This is a genomic window from Xanthomonas sp. NCPPB 4467, from assembly GCF_041475665.2.
Lineage (GTDB): Bacteria > Pseudomonadota > Gammaproteobacteria > Xanthomonadales > Xanthomonadaceae > Xanthomonas > Xanthomonas dyei.
Genome location: NZ_CM191260.1, coordinates 2224838 through 2242777 on the forward strand (window position 1 = coordinate 2224838; position 17940 = coordinate 2242777).

At 64.0% G+C, this 17940-nt stretch carries 11 protein-coding genes and 1 pseudogene; 5 read left to right on the forward strand and 7 right to left on the reverse strand.

Annotated features, from left to right (window positions below; genetic code table 11):
• Window positions 1-177: 177 nt before the first annotated feature.
• Window positions 178-2289 (reverse strand): methyl-accepting chemotaxis protein, encoded by a 2112-nt coding sequence (locus ACCQ06_RS09805; protein ID WP_228325578.1) that lies wholly within the window; start codon window positions 2287-2289, stop codon window positions 178-180.
• A 427-nt stretch (window positions 2290-2716) separates the two neighbouring features.
• A pseudogene (gene gcvA, locus ACCQ06_RS09810) lies at window positions 2717-3646 on the reverse strand (transcriptional regulator GcvA).
• Between the two features lie 199 nt (window positions 3647-3845).
• Here gcvA and ACCQ06_RS09815 point away from each other — a divergent pair.
• The 3 genes from ACCQ06_RS09815 to ACCQ06_RS09825 all read left to right on the forward strand — a co-directional run bounded on the left by ACCQ06_RS09815 (window position 3846) and on the right by ACCQ06_RS09825 (window position 9591).
• Window positions 3846-4619 (forward strand): SDR family NAD(P)-dependent oxidoreductase, encoded by a 774-nt coding sequence (locus ACCQ06_RS09815; RefSeq protein WP_316692071.1) that lies wholly within the window; start codon window positions 3846-3848, stop codon window positions 4617-4619.
• 505 nt (window positions 4620-5124) lie between these two features.
• Window positions 5125-6048 carry an IS110 family RNA-guided transposase gene (locus ACCQ06_RS09820; RefSeq protein WP_316687192.1) on the forward strand — a complete coding sequence of 308 codons (924 nt, stop codon included), beginning with the start codon at window positions 5125-5127 and terminating at the stop codon, window positions 6046-6048.
• Window positions 6049-6735: 687 nt separating this feature from the next.
• A complete protein-coding gene (locus tag ACCQ06_RS09825; protein WP_316692072.1) occupies window positions 6736-9591 on the forward strand; it encodes a hybrid sensor histidine kinase/response regulator in 2856 nt (951 codons plus the stop codon).
• Between the two features lie 162 nt (window positions 9592-9753).
• On the opposite strand, the gene ACCQ06_RS09830 is transcribed toward ACCQ06_RS09825, so the two are convergent.
• Complete coding sequence (locus tag ACCQ06_RS09830) at window positions 9754-10098, reverse strand: response regulator (protein ID WP_316692541.1); 345 nt, start codon at window positions 10096-10098, stop codon at window positions 9754-9756.
• 290 nt (window positions 10099-10388) lie between these two features.
• Here ACCQ06_RS09830 and ACCQ06_RS09835 point away from each other — a divergent pair, with 290 nt between their 5' ends.
• Window positions 10389-11903, forward strand: a complete 1515-nt coding sequence (locus ACCQ06_RS09835) for an ATPase domain-containing protein (RefSeq protein WP_104616212.1) — start codon at window positions 10389-10391, stop codon at window positions 11901-11903.
• Window positions 11890-13962: a PAS domain-containing hybrid sensor histidine kinase/response regulator family protein gene (locus tag ACCQ06_RS09840; protein ID WP_228325420.1), complete on the forward strand. Its 2073-nt coding sequence runs from the start codon at window positions 11890-11892 to the stop codon at window positions 13960-13962. Before ACCQ06_RS09835 ends, ACCQ06_RS09840 begins: the two co-directional genes overlap by 14 nt.
• A 220-nt stretch (window positions 13963-14182) precedes the next feature.
• Here the strand turns inward: ACCQ06_RS09840 and ACCQ06_RS09845 are convergent, their stop codons facing one another.
• From ACCQ06_RS09845 to ACCQ06_RS09860, 4 genes are read right to left on the reverse strand one after another with little or no spacing between them, the layout of a single operon-like run.
• A complete protein-coding gene (locus ACCQ06_RS09845; protein ID WP_104616211.1) occupies window positions 14183-14884 on the reverse strand; it encodes a tetratricopeptide repeat protein in 702 nt (233 codons plus the stop codon).
• Window positions 14884-15366, reverse strand: a complete 483-nt coding sequence (locus ACCQ06_RS09850; protein WP_228325424.1) for a cytochrome c-type biogenesis protein — start codon at window positions 15364-15366, stop codon at window positions 14884-14886. Before ACCQ06_RS09850 ends, ACCQ06_RS09845 begins: the two co-directional genes overlap by 1 nt.
• Complete coding sequence (locus ACCQ06_RS09855; protein ID WP_316692075.1) at window positions 15366-15908, reverse strand: DsbE family thiol:disulfide interchange protein; 543 nt, start codon at window positions 15906-15908, stop codon at window positions 15366-15368. The genes ACCQ06_RS09850 and ACCQ06_RS09855 overlap by 1 nt, the downstream gene beginning before the upstream one ends.
• The gene (locus ACCQ06_RS09860; RefSeq protein WP_316692076.1) at window positions 15905-17893 is read right to left on the reverse strand and encodes a heme lyase CcmF/NrfE family subunit; all 1989 of its coding nucleotides are present in this window, start codon (window positions 17891-17893) and stop codon (window positions 15905-15907) included. The genes ACCQ06_RS09855 and ACCQ06_RS09860 overlap by 4 nt, the downstream gene beginning before the upstream one ends.
• Between the last annotated feature and the right edge of the window lie 47 nt (window positions 17894-17940).

Here is a 17940-nt window from a genome sequence, read left to right on the forward strand (position 1 = left end):
CACGGTGTGCGGGGGATGCAACCGAAATGGTCCGGACAATCGGTCATTCCACCAAACGGTGTGAGACATTTGTTGCGCTGTTGAACGCACATGACATTCAGGCGCCGGTGGACGTGCGACGCGCTCCAGGATCGTGTTGCTACCCGTGGTTTGTCAGCAACACGATCGCTCAGGCGCTTACATCACCGCAGCCTTGACCTTGAACACCTCCACAGCGCGGATCAGCTGCGCGGAGTGGTCTTCCAGCGCACGCGCGGCGGTGCTGGCGGCTTCGACCAGGCGCACGTTCTGCTGGGTGGTTTCGTCCATCTGGGCGATGGTGTGATTGACCTGTTCGATGCCGCCGGCCTGTTCCTGCGAGGCGGCGGAGATGTGGCCCATGATGTCGGTGACGTGCTGCACGCTGGTGACGACTTCGCCCATGGTGGTGCCGGCCTTGTGCACCAAGGCCGAGCCATCGGCTACGCGCTGTACCGAGTCGTCGATCAGGCGCTTGATTTCCTTGGCGGCATCGGATGAGCGGTGCGAGAGGGTACGTACCTCCGAGGCGACGACGGCAAAGCCGCGGCCTTGCTCGCCTGCGCGTGCGGCTTCGACGGCAGCATTGAGCGCAAGAATATTGGTCTGGAAGGCGATGCCGTCGATGACCGAGATGATGTCGGCGATGCGCCTGGACGAGGCTTCGATACCGGACATGGTGTCGATCACCTGGCCGACCACATCGCGTCCTTCCGAGGCGATAGTGGCGGCACCGCGTGCGAGCTGGTTGGCGCGGCCGGCGTGCTCGGCGTTCTGCTTGACGGTGGAGGTCAGCTCTTCCATCGAGGCTGCGGTTTCTTCGAGATTGGCAGCCTGTTGTTCGCTGCGGCGTGCCAGTTCCTGATTGCCGCTGGCGATGTCTTCGGCGGCAAAACCAATACTGTTGGAGGTTGTTTGGATCTGGCTGACGATGTCGGTGAGGCGATGCACGGTACTGTTGGCATCGTCGCGCATGGCGGCGAACACGCCGTGGAAGTTGCCCGACATGCGCACGGTCAGGTCGCCGCCGGCGATGGCGCGTAGCAGCTGCGAGAACTTGGCCAGGTTGCTGTCGGCGGTGGCCATCATGGTGTTGAGGTTTTCCACCATCAGGCGGAAGTCGTGCTCGAACTTTTCCGATTGGCCCCGCAGCGCGAAGTCGCCCGCGCAGGCGGCCTGGGTCAGTGCGTGGATCTGTGCGTTGATGGCGCGCAGGTTCTGCTTGACCTGCTGCATGGTGGTGGTAATGGCGGCTTTTTCGCCGGGGTAGTGTTCGATTTCCGGGGCGAGGTCGCCGATTGCATAGCGTCCCATGACCTCGGTCATGCGCAACTGGGTCTGTACGTGTGCGTGCACCAGCGCGTTGGTGTCCTGCACCATGTGCGCGTATTCGCCAGGAAACTGCTGTGCGTCGGTGCGATAGCTGATCTGGCCGGCGTCGTGACGCGCTGCCATGGTGCGCTGCGCGGAGATGACATCGCGCAGGCGGCGTTGCATCTGCTGCATGGCGCGCAGGAGCTGGCCGGATTCGTCCTTGCCTGCGTTGGTGTCGGGTGTACCGAGATCGCCTGCGCTGATGCGTTCGGCCAGTTGCAGCGACAGACGCAAGGGCAGCACGACGCTGCGCGTGAGCAGCAAGGCAATCGTTGCACCCAGCAGTAGCGCAATCACGGTGGAGATCACCATCAGCATGGCAAAGCCACGTGCGGTGGCGACGGCCTGCTTGGCGGCTTGGCGGTTTTTCTGTTCTTGCAGATCGATGAAGGCATTGATGCTGGCCAGCCAATCGATGAAGGCCGGGCGCGCGTCCTGCAGCAGGCGTTGCTCGGCATGCGAGCGGTCCGATGCGTCGCGGAGCGCGCGCACCTGTGCAATCGAGGGCAGGGTGCGCTGCTCGATGGATTTGATCTGCTGCAGAATCGTTTTTTCGCGCGCGTCGCTCGAGGTGGCGATCATGGTGTCGAGCGGCTGCGCGGAGCGGGCATAGTCGGCGGCGAGTTTATCGATCAATTCCTCCGCAGCGTGGCGGTCGGCCGGCGCGTCCATCAGCACGACATCGCGCAAGGCGATTGCGCGGTCATGCACGCTGCCGCGGAAGTTGATCGCATACCGTTGCTTGACGCTGTTGACTTCATTGATCGCAGTCAATTGCCGGTCGATGCTGCGTACGCGCTGGATGCCCACAACAGTGAGGATCACCATCAGGACGATGATCGCGAGAAAGCCGAGGGACAGGCGTTGACCAATGCGGAGATCGGAGAGGGTGTGCATAGGGGGAGATCGGTGATCCGGAGAAACGGAGCGCGGGGGAATCCCAGGATGGGCAGGGATGCGGGGGCATGAGCGAGAGGTCGACAGGGCTGCGTTGTTGCCCCGATCGTGTCTCGCCTCGTTCGTTAGCGGCCTCAACCATTGAAACTGTGCGCAGCGCGCCTTCGATATTCAGGCGCGGTTGGATTGCGCTGCAGCGGCGCATGCGGGCGTTCAAACAGGCGAGGTCGGAGTTGCAGCTGCAAGATAGCGATGGGGTTGCTGCGTAGCGCCGAGGCGGTGTGGTCAGCGATGCCGCGATTGATTGCGCAACGGGCTGTCGCATGCGTCGCTTGCATATTTGATATGCGCGCTTTGATGCTTCACTGCAGCGATGTGGTGCGCATTGGTCGCCACGCACCGAGACGGCCGCGCGGTCGTAGCTGCTCTAGCGCGTCGCCGCGAGCGCGCTGTTTGCGCTGGCTTCTTCGCAGATCCATTGCCGGAAAGCGGCAATCCGCGGCAGATGTGCGCTCTCTTGGCGGTTGACGAGGTAATAGGCCAGGGGCGAGGGGAACTGCATCTGCGGAAACAAGCGGATCAGCCGGCCGGTGGCGATGTCGTCATGCGCCATCACGCTGCGCGCCAGCGCGATGCCGTGTCCTTCGATTGCGGCCTGCAGCACGGCGGCTGCATTGTTGATCTTCAAGCCCCGGATCGCATCGACGCCGACGACGCCTGCCTTATCGAGCCACGCGCTCCATGACGGGAAGTTGGGATGCGTCTCCATCGAAAGGTCGTGGATCAGCGTCTCGCCTGTCAGATGCGCCGGTGCGTGTAGCCGGCCGATCAGCGCTGGCGAGCAGACCGGATAGACCTCCTCGTCCATCAGCTTGAGGGCCACCAGGCCCGGTCACTGTCCGCCGCCATAGCGCACGCCGATGTCGATCCGTTGCGTCAGGAAATCCACGGGTTTGAGGCTGGTCTCAAGCCGGATGTCGATGTCGGGGTGCGCGGTCTGGAAGCGATCGATGCGCGGGAGCAGCCACTTGGCTGCAAAGGCCGGGCTGACGGTCATGGTCAGCATGGTGCCGCCGGACTGTTCCTTCAGCCGTTCCAGCCCAAGGGTCAGGCGATCCAGCCCAGCACGCACATCGGGCAACGCCTGCTCGGCGGCGGGCGTGGGCAGCAAACGGGCGCGACCAGCCTGGCTGCGATGAAACAAGGGGGTGCCTACCCAGTCTTCCAGCGTTCGCACCAGCTGGCCGACTGCCGCCGGTGTGACATGCAGCTCGGCCGCAGCCGCCGAAAAACTCTGATGGCGTGCGCTGGCCTCGAAGGCCCGCAGTGCATTGAGGTGGACAGGCGGCTTTTTCACGATAAAGATTTTCTTTCAGGTCGGGACACATTAACTGGTTTGTGGCCATGCCGCCCCAGCCGAACAATGGCCGCCACCCCACGGCCTGCCCGCCGCGTCTTCGTTGGCGATGCAGATGGGTGGTGTTGGCTCATTCCGGCGACAGGTTCGCCGGCTGTCTTTCTGACCTGCCTGACGGCAGGCACGTCGAGGTTTGATCATGGATACGCAATTCAACGGTAAGAAGCTATTGGTTGTCGGTGGCACCAGCGGCATGGGGTATGCAGTGGCCCGGCACATCCTGCTTGGTGGCGGGCATGCGGTGATCGTTGGCCAGCGCGCCGAGAAGACCGAAGCAGCCCGCCAGGCGCTGGCCGCACTCGGATCGGTGGAGGCATTGAATGCCGATCTGACTAGCCAGCAAGGCATTGCCGAGTTGCTGGCGGCGATTAATCAGTCGCATCAGCAGATCGATCTGCTGGTCAATGCAGCGGGCGTGTTTTTCCCCAAGCCGTTTCTGGAGCACCAGCAGGACGACTACGACCGCTACATGGCGCTCAACAAGGCGTTTTTCTTCATCACGCAGAAGGTCGCCGCCAATCTGGTCGCGCACGGCCGCAGCGGTGCGATCGTCAATATCGGCTCGATGTGGGGCAAGCAGGCGATTGCGGCCACGCCGTCATCGGCCTATTCGATGGCCAAGGCCGGTCTGCATGCGTTGACCCAGCATCTGGCGATGGAACTGGCGCCGAAGGGCATCCGCGTCAACGCCGTCTCCCCGGCGGTGGTGGACACGCCGATCTACGAGGGATTCATTCCGAAAGCGGACGTGCATGCAGCACTGCAAGGCTTCAATGGGTTCCACCCCATCGGCCGTGTCGGCACTGCGCAGGACGTGGCCGAGGTGATCGCGTTCCTGCTGTCGGACAAGGCCGCTTGGGTCACCGGTGCCGTGTGGGACGTCGATGGCGGTGTGATGGCTGGGCGCAACTGAACTCGACAACGCGTTGCAATCGGCGGCGCCCGCATGCTGCTGCATCGCGTCCATGCGTGGCGTCCTGCCAATCCTTGCACAGTGGGTCCGGTGCCTTGTTCGATGGCGCCAACCGCGTGACAGCGGTGTTCCGTGTGCGCGTTGAGCTGAGAACGTCGGTATGCCGCGTGGCCAGTCCACCGCACCACATGGGTTTGTAAGCGGCTGGCTTGAAAACCGCGCCCACCGATCATCTCGACGGGCCATTGCCCGCTTACCGTCGCGGGACCTTATGCGGCATGGATGCCGCCACCGAGCCTTATCTGTTCGGAATCTGGCAGTTTAGGTGTCGAGAGCCGGCGTGGGCTGCCGTCAGAGCCTGGATCTCAGCGATCGCCATGTAGTTTGGTACCCACGCCGGATTCTCCCTTGATTCGCCCGAACAGTTGCCCGAGCTGACACTCGAAACGATAAGACTGGGCAAGCGAGGGAGCTCTCGACATTTTTAGCCTAGCGGAGATTTCCCATGAGCGGAATCGGGATCGATGTGTGCAAACACTTTCTGGACGTTGCCGTTTTTCGAGGCCAAACCCGTCAGTTCACCAACACTGCAGGCGGTCATCGGAAGCGTGTCGATTGGCTGAAGACGCTGTCGGTGCGGCAGGTGGTGCTGGAGGCGACCGGGGGCTACGAGCTGGCAGCGCTGGATGCCTTGCATCACGCCGCACTGCCGGTAGCGCGCGTCAATGCACAACGGGCACGCAACCTGGCCAACGGTTTGGGACTGGCCAAGACTGACCGGCTGGACGCGGCCATGTTGGCCTGCATGGCCGAGAAGATGGAACTCCATCGGTATGTTCCACTGGAACCCTGGCAGCGCGATCTGGGCGAGCATGTACGTGCCCGTCGGCAACTGGTCGAACTGCTGAAAGCAGCAAGGCAGCAGTTGCTGCAGGTTGCGGAAAAAGCGCTACGAAAGATCCTGCAGGGCAACGTGAACCAGCTTGTGCGCAGCGTGGCGCGGCTAGACAACCTGATCGCCGGGCAGCTGAAGACGCTGCTCATCGAGCAACCGCACCTGGCCGCGTTGAAGACGCTCAAAGGGGTCGGTCCGGTGCTGCTGGCCGTGCTGGTGTCCCGGTTACCGGAGCTTGGGACGCTCAGCGGAAAGCAAATCTCCCGATTGGTTGGCGTTGCCCCGCTCTCGCGTGACAGCGGCGCGATGCGTGGTAAACGGGGGATCGGCGGAGGCCGAGCCGATATCCGGCAGGCGCTGTATATGGCGGCGATGTCCTCGGCTCGGCACGAGCCAGGTCTGCGCGATTTTTACAGATCGCTGCGCACACGCGGCAAGGAAGGCAAGGTCGCCCTCGTGGCGGTGATGCGCAAGATGCTGGTCATCCTCAATGCGCGCGTGCGCGATCAAAGAGCCGCTCTGCAGCCCACCTGAGCGCGCTCGGCGGCCGTGAGTAAACGCAAAAGCGTGCTAGCCAGCGGCCGGCACCTACCGATGAACACGCCCGAAGGAAACTGATCAAAGGTCGCGGATTGAGGTCCTGACCAACACAGTTGCTACATGGACGTACTTGCGGCGTGTCCCGCGGAGATAGGCGGGCAAGGGCCGTGCAGCCGGCGCGCAGATCTGCGGCTCGCCACTAACGCATACAGAGCAGCCAGTCACGCCCAAGACAACCGTGCGCTTGGGTTCTTGAAGACGCCGAAAAAAGTCGCGAGCCACGGGCCGGTCGAGCCATGGCTCGGTAAAGATGAATTGCGCACTTGATAGCGCCACGTAAGCGATCTGCACGTCTAACACGCCCAACAAGCTGACCAGCCGGCCGTTGCGCGCCACGTCGCTGTTGGCTAACACATGTCCTCACACGCGGCGCAGTACCGTGGCGCTGCGGCAGCACCAACGGCTGGATGGACGTCGCCTGTTGCAGGTTGGATGATGACGGTGGTGTGGGTGGTCGATCGTGCCTGTTGGCGATACCCCGCGCGGTCTTGGGCTCTTTTCTAATGGTTTGGCACAGATGCACGGATGGGTGAACAGTCATCGGGGCGCAGGCAGTGAAGCGATGCGGTGGTGTCGTGCAGGCGATCTGCGGCATGGCGTGAGCGTGCGGATACGCGCGGCATGACTACTGCATTTCCGCATGGCGACAGCGCCATGGCGCAGGCGGTGCGCGCATACGACTGGGCGGCGACGCCGTTGGGGCCGAGCGCGCAGTGGCCGTCGCCGTTGCGCAATGCGGTCAGTCTGATGCTCACGTCGCCGGAAAGCATGTACGTGGTGTGGGGCCAGGCGCTGACGTTTTTCTACAACGATGCGTATGCGCCGATCCTGGGGCCGCGTCAGCCGCACGCGCTGGGTGCGCCGCTGCGCGAGCTGTGGGCCGATGCCTGGGAGGCGGTACGTGCGCCGATCGAGGCGGCGTTTGCCGGCAGTGCGTCGCGTTTTGAAGAAATGCCGATCGCCATGAATCGCTACGGTGTGCCGGAAGACACCTGGTGGACGTTTTCGTTTTCGCCGATCTATCTGGACGATGGCAGCATCGGTGGCGCGTTCTGCGTGACCAACGAGGTGACTGCACGCAAGTTGGCGCAGACACGGCTTGCCGACGAGCACGAGCGCTTGATCCGCCTGTTCGAGCAGGCGCCGATGTTCATGGCGTTTTTGAGTGGGCCGCAGCACCGCGTGGAGTTCGCCAACCCGTGTTACTCGCGCTTGATCGGCCACCGCGACGTGATCGGGCGGCCGCTCGCCGAAGCGTTGCCGGATGCGCTCGAGCAAGGGCATCTGCGCCATCTGGATGAGGTGTATCGTTCCGGGCGCGCCTATACGGCCAATGCGCTGGTGTACGACGTCCAGGCAATACCGGGCGGGCCGACCGAGCGGCATCTGCTGGACCTGGTGTATCAGCCGATTGCCGGCGCCGACGGCACGGTCTCCGGCATCTTCGTGCAAGGGTTGGATATCACCGATCGCATCAGCCTGGAGCGCGCCGTGCGCGAGGCGGAGGTGCGCAACCGGCAGATCCTCGATAGCGTCATGGACTACGCGATCATCGCGACCGACATGCGCGGCCGGGTGACTTCCTGGAACGAAGGTGCGCGCCGCATTCTGGGCTGGACCGAGGCCGAGATGCTCGGACAATCGCTCGAGCGCACATTTACCCCGGAAGATGTGGCGAATCGACAGCTCCTCATCGAAGCCGCCGCAGCGCTGGAGAGCGGCAGCGGCATGGACGAGCGCTGGCATATGCGCAAATCCGGCGAGCGGTTCTGGGCCAATGGGTCGCTGATGGTGCTGCGCGAAGAAAGCGGGGTGGCGATCGGCTTTGTCAAAGTGCTGCGCGACCGCACTGCCGAGCGCCTGGCCAGCCTGGCATTGATCAAAAGCGAGCGTCGGCTGGACGCCTTGGTGCGCGCGTCGTCGCAAGCGATCTTTTCTGCCACTGCCAACTGGGGCGCGTTGCGCCTGCATGCCGGCGATGGCTTGTTGGACGATGGTCGTCCGGCCAATCCGCGCTGGCAGCAGGAATGGATTCATCCGGACGATCGTGCGCCGTTGCTTGCGGCCATCCATGCTGCGATCGGTGATAAGGCTGCGCTGGAGCTTGAGCTGCGCGTGCTGGACAGACAGCAGGTGCGCTGGACGTTGCTGCGCGCAGTGCCGTTGCTGGATGCGCAGGGCGGGATTGAGGAATGGTTCGGTACCGCGACGGATGCCAGCGACAGACGCGCGGCCGAAGAGCAATTGCGCTTGCTGACCGAGACCCTGGAAGAACGCGTGCGCGAGCGCAGCGCAGCGTTGCTGCTGGCCGAAGAAAAACTGCGCCAGAGTCAAAAGATGGAAGCCGTCGGCCAGCTCACCGGCGGCCTGGCGCACGACTTCAACAATCTGTTGACCTCCATCACGGTGGGGCTGGAGTTGCTGCAGGCACGCGTCGAGCAAGGCAAGTACGACCGGTTGGAGCGCTATGTGGAAATGGCGCAAACCAGCGCCGCGCGCGCCGCTGCGTTGACGCAACGCCTGCTGGCATTTTCGCGCCGGCAGACGCTTGCCCCCAGTGCGTTGGACGTGGACACGCTGGTGCACGGCATGCGTGAGATCATCTCGCGCACTTTGGGTCCATCGATCACCTTGCAGGTGACGCCGGCGCCGCAGCCGTGGAAGGTGCTGGTGGACGCACCGCAGCTGGAGAATGCGCTGCTCAATCTGTGCCTCAATGCGCGCGATGCCATGCCCGATGGCGGTGAACTCACCATTAGCCTGCACAACCGCTCGCTGGATTCGGCCGCGGCCCAACCGCTGGATCTGCCGCCTGGCGACTACGTCTGCCTGAGCGTGCAGGATACCGGCACCGGCATGACCGACGAGGTCATCTCCAAAGTATTCGAGCCGTTTTTCACCACTAAACCGATCGGGCAGGGCACCGGTCTGGGCCTGTCGATGATCTACGGGTTTACCCGGCAGTCCGGTGGGCACGTGCGCATCGATTCGGAAGTGGGCGTGGGCACCACCATGGCGCTGTACCTGCCGCGGTTCACCGGCGCACATGCACAGGACGCTGCAGCGGCCACGCCGGAACAGCCGCAGCGCGCTGCAGCGCAGAGCTGCACTGTGTTGCTGGTGGAGGATGAAACCGCCATCCGTATCCTGATCTCCGAAGTGCTCACCGAGGCCGGTTACCGCGTCATCGAAGCGGCCGAAGGCAGCGCTGCGGTGGAGCGCTTGCGCTCGTCAGAGCCAATCGATCTGCTGGTGACCGATGTCGGCCTGACCGGTGGTTTGAACGGGCGCCAGGTGGCCGATGCGGGCCGGCAGTATCGGCCGACGTTGCCGGTGTTGTTCGTGACCGGCTATGCGGCAACTGCAGCCGTCGGCGCGGGGCAGCTGGACGACGGGATGGAGGTGTTGACCAAGCCGTTCCTGGCGGCCGAGCTGAAGCTGCGCGTGCGGCAGTTGCTGGAGCGGCGGTCCCCATGATGCGACGGCAATGCGGTAAGTCACGCCAGCAGCGGAGTCGAGTGTTCTGCGTCGGGCGGCTCACGTCCTGATCGAGCATGTAGCGCAGCCCTTGCCACCACTTGTCCAGCGCGCTCTGTGAGCTGCACTTGCAGCGTGTGAGATTGCCGCGGTTGCGCCCGGTTATAACGCCGTTTGCACAATGCCCAGCAAGTCGCGCAATGAAAATGGCTTGGTCAGCAGGCGCATGCCGGTATCCAGAAAGTCGGCGCGCTTGGCGCTGACGCCTGCATAGCCGGTCATGAAAATGATCGGCAGTGCGGGATATAACCGGCGTGCGTTGTCGGCCAGGTCGCGTCCGTTCATGCCGGGAAGGCAGATGTCCGACAACAGCAGGTCGAACGGACAGGCCGTGACGAGCTGCTCCATCGCCTGTTCGGCATCGGCAGACACGACAACCTGGTAGCCCTCTTCGCAGAGGATATCCGCGGTCATCGCGCGAATGGCGTCGTCGTCTTCCACCAACAGAATGCGTGCGTTACATGATGCGTCGTTCACCGCGATCCTCAAGCGATCGCAACAACGCGACCTGCTTCACTGTCAAGGCTATGCGTGCGCCCGTGACGAATGTGTCGGAGTTGTCACATCGAGCAGCATGGGGCGCGGCAGAGTGCCGATCTGCAACACGGCGTGCAGCAAAAACCGCAACGCAGATCACGGCCAGAGGTAGGCCGCAAGCGCTGCGCGTCAAGCCGGGCAAGCTGATCAATTCAGTCGTTGGAAGCTGACGATCACGCGCGCGTGTTAACTTAAACGGCATGGAAAACGTGAAGCCGCTGATCGCAAACCGCATCACCACCGGCACGACGGGGCTTGACACCATCCTCCGCGGAGGGCTGCCCGCCAACCGGCTGTACCTGCTCGAAGGCCAGCCCGGCTCCGGCAAGACCACGTTGGCGCTGCAGTTCCTGCTCGATGGCGCAGCCAAGGGCGAAAGCTGCCTGTATGTCACCTTGTCGGAAACCATCGACGAGCTCAACGAAGTCGCCGGCTCGCATGGGTGGTCGCTGCAAGCGCTGCACATCTTCGAGCTTGCCTCGGCCGAAGCCTTTCTCGGCGACGGGCGCCAGCAGTCCATTCTGCATCCCTGGGAAATGGAACTGGATGGCACGATCAAGCTGATCCAGGCCGAGGTCGATCGGGTCAAGCCCACGCGCGTGGTGTTTGACTCGTTGTCCGAACTGCGTCTGTTGGCGCAGGACTCGTTGCGTTACCGGCGCCAGGTGCTGGCGCTGAAGCAGTTTTTCGCGCCGCGCAACATCACCGTGTTTCTGGTCGATGACCTCACCGACGAAAACGGCCAGCGCGATGCGCATCTGCACAGCCTGTGTCATGGCGTGATTTCGCTGGAGCGCATGACGCTGGATTTCGGTGCGGCGCGCCGGCGCATGCAGGTGCAGAAATTGCGCGGGGTCAACTTCACTGCCGGCTACCACGACATCACCATTGTCACCGGCGGAATGCGGATCTACCCGCGCCTGATCGCCTCCGATCATCACGTCTCGTTTGTCGGCGATGCGGTGTCCAGCGGTGTCGAGCGTATCGATGCGCTGTTGCATGGCGGCCCGCTGCGCGGCACCAGCACCTTGCTGACCGGTCCGGCCGGCTCGGGCAAGACCAATGTCGCCCTGCAATATGTCAGTGCCGCCTGCGAGCGTGGCGAGCACTGCTGCGTATTGCAGTTCGACGAACGCACCGGCACCTTGCTGACACGCGCGGAAAACCTGGGCATGGATCTGCGCAAGCATCTGGCGTCCGGCATGTTGGAACTGCACCAGATGGACCCGGCGGAACTGACGCCCGGTGAGTTCGCCTGGGCGGTGCGCGAAAGCGTGGAAGCGCGCAACTGCCGCATTCTGGTGATCGACAGCCTCAACGGCTACCTGTCGTCGATGCCGCAGGAAAAGCAGCTGATGCTGCAGATGCACGAGTTGCTGTCTTATCTCAACCAGAGCGGCGTGACCACGTTCCTGATCAACCCGCAGCATGGTCTGGTGGGGACGATGTCCACCGGCAATCTCAACATTTCCTACATGGCCGATACCGTCATTTTGTTTCGCTTCTTCGAAGCGCAGGGGCGGATCCGCAAGGCCTTGTCGGTCATCAAGAACCGCAGCGGCGCGCATGAAGATTCGATACGCGAGATGCGCATCACCAGCAGCGGTCTGCACCTGAGCGAGCCGTTGGACAGGTTCCATGGTGTGTTGACTGGCACCCCGCAGTTTGTCGGAGACGGCACGCCGTTGCTGGACCGTGCACTTGACAAACCGTGAAGCGGATGGCTCGGTCGTCCACATCATCGCGCCGTTCGGCCGCGATGCGGAGAGTATCGCGACCACCGTCGGTGGGCGTGGGCTAACGCACCGGGTCTACAGCGCGTTGGAAGCGTTGGCTGGCGATCTGCTCGACAGTTCCGGTGTGGTGGTGCTCACCGAAGAAGCCTTGGGCGGCAATCTGCAGCAGTTGCAGCAAATCCTGCAAGGCCAGGCGGCGTGGTCGGATATTCCGTTCGTGCTGCTGCGCGCCCCACGTGGCAGCCAGCACGGTCGCCGGGTGAGCCTGCCTGCCGAGATGACCAATGTCATCGAGCTGGAGCGGCCGCTCAGTTCGTCGTCGCTGTTGAGCGCGATTTTCAACGCATTGCGGTCGCGACAAAAACAGTTCGTGATCCGCGACCAGATGGCAGAGCTGGCCGAAGGCCGTGCCGCGCTGGCATTGAGCGAAGCCGAGCTGCGCCGCGTCACCGATGCCTTGCCGGTATTGATCGCTTTCATCGACAAGAACCTGATCTACCGCTTCGCCAACCGCTCCTACGAAGACTGGATCGGTATTCCGCCGCAGGACGTGATCGGAAAGCCGCTGGTCGATGTGGTGGGGCCTGCGGTGGTGGCCGAGCGACGCGCCTGGATCGAAGCCGCACTGGCCGGCCAGGCGCTGACGGTGGAAGCGAGCTGGCCGCATGCCGATGGGCGCCGCCGCGATGCGGAGATCCGCTACATGCCGCGCTTGGATGCAGATGGCAAGGTGGATGGCTTCCACGTGTTTGCGACCGACATCACCGCACGTGCGCTGGCGATGGAATCGATCCAGGAGCAGGCCAACCTGCTGGAGGCCAAGGTGGCCGAACGCACCGCCGAGCTGCAGCAGCAGATGTTGGCGCGCGAATCCAGTGAGGCCGCGCTGCGTCAAGCGCAAAAGATGGAAGCCGTGGGCCAGTTGACCGGCGGCATTGCGCACGACTTCAACAACATGCTGACCGGCATCCTGTCGGCCTTGGATCTGGCGCGTCTGCGCATCGACCAGGGGCGCACCGAGGGACTTGGGCGGTTCCTGGATGTGGCATCGGCCTCGGCCTTGCGTGCGGCCGCACTGACCCAGCGCCTGCTGGCGTTTTCGCGCAGGCAATCGCTGCAGGCCCGGCATCTGCAGTTGAACGATCTGGTGGTGTCGCTGCAGGAATTGCTGGCGCGCACGCTGGGCGAGTCGGTACGCATGGAAGCCGATCTTTGCGATGCGCTACCGCAGGCGTATGTGGACGAAAACCAGCTGGAAAGCGCGTTGATCAACTTGGCCATCAACGCCCGCGACGCCATGCCGGACGGCGGTCAGTTGCGCATTTCGACCCGGCATCTGCATGTCGACGAACACCGGCTCGAACTCGGTCGCGGGATCATGCTGGCGCCGGGCGATTACGTCGTGGTGTCGGTCGCCGATACCGGCAGCGGCATGCCGGCCGATGTGCTAGAGCGCGTGTTCGAGCCGTTTTACACCACCAAGCCGATCGGGCAGGGCACCGGCCTGGGCATGTCGATGATCTATGGCTTCATGCAGCAGTCCAACGGGCAGGTCTGGGTGGAGTCGGAAGTGGGCGTTGGCACCACGGTGAGCTTGTACCTGCCTGCCGGTGCGGAAGCGCAGAGCGTTGCGGTCGGGCCACAGATCGGCGCGGTGGTAGCCGGACAGGGGCAGCAGGTGCTGGTGGTGGAAGACGACGAACAGGTGCGTCTGCTGGTGACCGAGCTGCTTGGCGAGCTGGGCTACCAGGCCGAAGTGGTGGCCGATGCCGATGCCGCGCTGCCGATTCTGGCCTCGCAGCGACGGATCGATCTGCTGGTCACCGATGTCGGGTTGCCCGGGCTCAACGGACGCCAGTTGGCCGAGATTGCGCGACAGTCGCGCCGCGATCTGCCGGTGATCTTCATGACCGGCTACGCGGAGACCGCACGCGACCGTGGCGAATTTCTTGCCGAGGGCATGAGCATGATCGCCAAGCCCTTTACGCTGGGCGAGTTCAGCGGGAAGTTGCACGAGGTGTTGGGGCCGTCGTCCTGAGCGATGCAGATGCGGGATCTGCCGCATCGCGCGCTCAAAGCTTCTTGGCCGCCACCTCGACGGCTTTCATCCAGACACCATTGCGGACTGCGCAGGCAACCTCGCGCGCTCCGCGTCAGCCTGTTGCTCTGCGTCTACCGACCGCCGCTGCGCACCATGACTGCTGGCAATGCGCCTAGTGGGCTGACGCCGCCGTCTGCACGCTTTTGCGCTGCTGTTTTCAGCGTGCAGCACGCCCGGATTGCCGAGCGCTCGCCATCGATTCGGCCACGGCAATCTTGTCCGCCACCGCGTTCTGCATCGGCGAGCCGGTTTCCAGCAAGCCATGCAGATGCCGCCAATGGGTGGTGGCTGCGGCGTAGTCGTGCTGCTGGAAATCGCTGATGCCCAGTAGCCACAGCCCACGCTGATTGTCCGGCTCGCGCGCGATCAGCTGCTGCAACCGCGTCCGCGAGGTCGCATCGATGGCGAAATCGCTGTGCGTCGCCATGTCGGCAGCGATCCAGCCGACGATGGCCGCGCTGGTGTCGGGCGCGATCTTCAGTGCCTGCGCGTAGGCATCGCGCGCCTCGGCGGAGCGGTTGTTCTGCTCATGCGCTTTGGCCTGTTCCATCCACGAGGTGAGCGCTGCCAGTTGCGCCTGTTCGGCAGCGCTGGGTTGCGGTGGTGCCGCATCGGCTGCAGCAGCCGTTGCGATGGGCGCCGTCTGGGGCGCCGTCACGTAGGCCGGATGTGCGATCGCATCGGGCGCGCCGACCAGCCGATACAGACCGGCGGTGGCGACGGGCAGGCCCAGCACCAGCAGAATCGGCAGCGTGTAACGTGCATTGCCATTGCGCGTAGGTGTGCGCAGCAGCGGCAGCAGTAACAGCAGTAGCGCAACCACCACCAGCGCAGCGCTCAAAAAATAAAAACCCGTCATCACCAGTCTTCCTCTGCCTGCGGTGCCACCGCTGGGCCAACGCGCGCACGTTTACGCACGGTGTGAATCACCACTACAGCGCCCGCGCCCAACATCAGCAGCGGCCCGAACCACAACAGCCAGGTGCCGCGTTTGACCGGCGGGTCGTACAACACAAAATCCGAATAGCGGTCGACCATGTACTGCTTGATCTGCGCATCGCTCTTGCCGGCCTGCAGCTGCGCGAACACCTGATGACGCAGATCGCGCGCCAGGGTGGCATTGGAATCGGCCAGGTTCTCGTTCTGGCACACCAGGCAACGCAGTTGCGCGGTCAGTTGTTGATACCGCGCTTCTTCGCTGCGGGTCTTGAACGGCAACGGGTCCACCGCCTGCGCCTGCACGCAGGGCGCGAGCACTATTCCCAACAGCAGCACCAGCAACAGGCGCAGCTTGCGCGCCTGGTCACGCCGATGCGCCTGAAAGACGCCATACCCCAGCATCACGGTGCGCCCTTGGGCAGTGCTGCGATGGCGGGCAGCAGCTCATCGTTGATGACATCGGGGGTGAGCACGCCGATGTGCTTGTAGCGAATCGTACCCTGCGCATCGATCAGGAAGCTTTCCGGTGCGCCGTAGACGCCGAAATCGATGGCGGTCTGGCCGGCTTCATCGGCGATGACCACTGCGTAAGGATTGCCCAAGCGTGCCAGCCAGGCAGTCGCATCGGCCGGCGCGTCCTTGTAGTTGTAGCCGATCAAGGGCACACCGAGCCGGCTGGCCTGCGCCATCAGCACCGGATGCTCGTGCACGCATTCGGCGCACCAGCTGCCGAACACGTTGAGCACATACGGCTTGCCCAGCAGCTGCTCACGGGTGACATGCTGGTCGGGCGCATCCAGCCGCGGCAGCGAGAAGGCCGGCGCCGGTTTGCCGATCAATGGGGAGGGCACATCACGCGGGTCGTGCTGCATGGTCCAGTAGATGCCGAAGCCGAACAGGGCGGCGACCAACAAGAACCCCAGCAAGGGCAGCATGCGCTTCACGGGTGCGACTCCTGTGCGATGATGGGCGCTTGGTATGCCGGCGATGCAGCCGCCTTGCCTGCGGAGACCGGCGCGCGGAAGCGTCGTGCGCAGGCGCTGACGAAGCCGCCCAGCATCATCAACAGGCCGCCGGCCCAGATCCAGCGGATGAAGGGCTTGTAGTACAGCCGCAAGGTCCAATCGTGTTCGATGTGCTGGTCGTCCAGCGGCTCGCCAAGCGCGACATACAGATCGCGGGTGATGCCGGGATCGATCGCCGATTCGGTCTGGATGCGTTCGCTGCTGTACAGGCGTTTTTGCGGATGCAATTGCGCAATGACCTTGCCATCGCGGCTGACTTGCACGCTGCCTTGTTCGGCCTTCCAGTTCGGCCCGTCGACCAGCTGCACGCCGTCGAAGCGGAACGCGTAGCCTGCAATCTCCGCGCTCTGCCCGGGCGACAGCCGCACGTCGCGTTCGACCGACAGGCTGTCGGAGATCAGCACGCCGGCGACGAACACCGCCACGCCGGCATGCGCGATCAACATGCCGGCCATCTCTGCCGGAAAGCGCCGCCCGCGCGGCATCTCGCGCCACCGTTTGTAGACGTACAGCGCGGTGCCGGTGGCCACCCAGGCCGCCACGCCAACGCCGGCAATCGCCTTGGCCTGGCCATCGGCAAACAGGCTGCCGACCAGCGCACAGGCGATTGCGGCGATGCCGGCGCGCGCGCCCAGCGCCTTCAACGGTGCGGCGTCGGCCTGGCCCCAACGCAGGTAGGGGCCGAACGGCAGCAACAGCACCACCGGCAACATCAGCAACGGGAACAACAGGCCGAAATATGGCGGCCCCACCGACACCTTGCCCAGGCCGAAGGCGTCGGCAATCAACGGGAACAGGGTGCCCAGCAACACCATCGCTGCGGCGACGGTGAGCAACAGATTGCCGATCAGAATCGCGGTCTCGCGCGAGGCGGCGGCAAACGGTTTGCCGCTGGCGATCTTCGGTGCGCGCAAGGCGTAGAGCAGCAACGAGCCGCCCACCACCGTCACCAGGAAGATCAGGATGTACAGCCCGCGGCGCGGGTCGGCGGCGAACGCATGCACCGAGGTCAGCACGCCCGAGCGCACCAGGAACGTGCCCAGCAGCGACAGCGAGAACGCCAGGATCGACAGCAGGATGGTCCACGCACGCAGGCTGCCGCGTTTTTCGGTGACCGCCTGGGTGTGGATCAACGCGGTGCCCACCAGCCACGGCATGAAACTGGCGTTTTCCACCGGGTCCCAGAACCACCAGCCGCCCCAGCCCAGTTCTGCATAGGCCCACCAGCTACCTGCCACGATGCCGGCGGTGAGGCAGGCCCAGGCCACATTGGTCCACGGCCGCGCCCAGCGCACCCAGGCCTGTTCCAGTTCGCCGCCCAGCAGCGCCGCCACCGCAAACGCGAAGGCCACCGAGAAACCGACATAGCCGGTGTACAGCACCGGCGGGTGGAAGGTCATGCCCGGGTCCTGCAACACCGGATTGAGCTCGTTGCCGTCCAGCGGAATCGGCGACAGCCGCCCGAACGGATTGGAGGTCAGCAGGATGAAGGCCAGAAAGCCCACCGATACCAGGCCCAGCACCGCCAGCACGCGGGCGGCGAAATGCTGCGGCAGATGCCGGCTGAAGGCGGCCAGCAACACCGTCCATGTCGCAAGGATGGCGATCCACAGCAGCAACGAGCCTTCGTGCGCGCCCCACACCGCGGCAAAGCGGTAGTACCAGGGCAGGGCGATGTTGGCGTTGGCCGCGACATAGCCGACCGAAAAATTCAGCGACAGCAGCGACCAGGCGAGCAGGCCGAACGCCATCCACACGAACACGGCCTGGCCCACCGCTGCCGGCCGCGCGACGCCCATCAAGGCGGTATTGCCACGCCAGGCACCGATCAGCGGCAACACGCCCTGGGCAAGCGACAGCAGCAGCGCCAGGATCAGTGCGATCTGGCCGAGTTCAGGCGTCATGAGTGGGTCGCAGCGTGCGGCAAAAAGAGATTGGCGAGTGAGCGGCG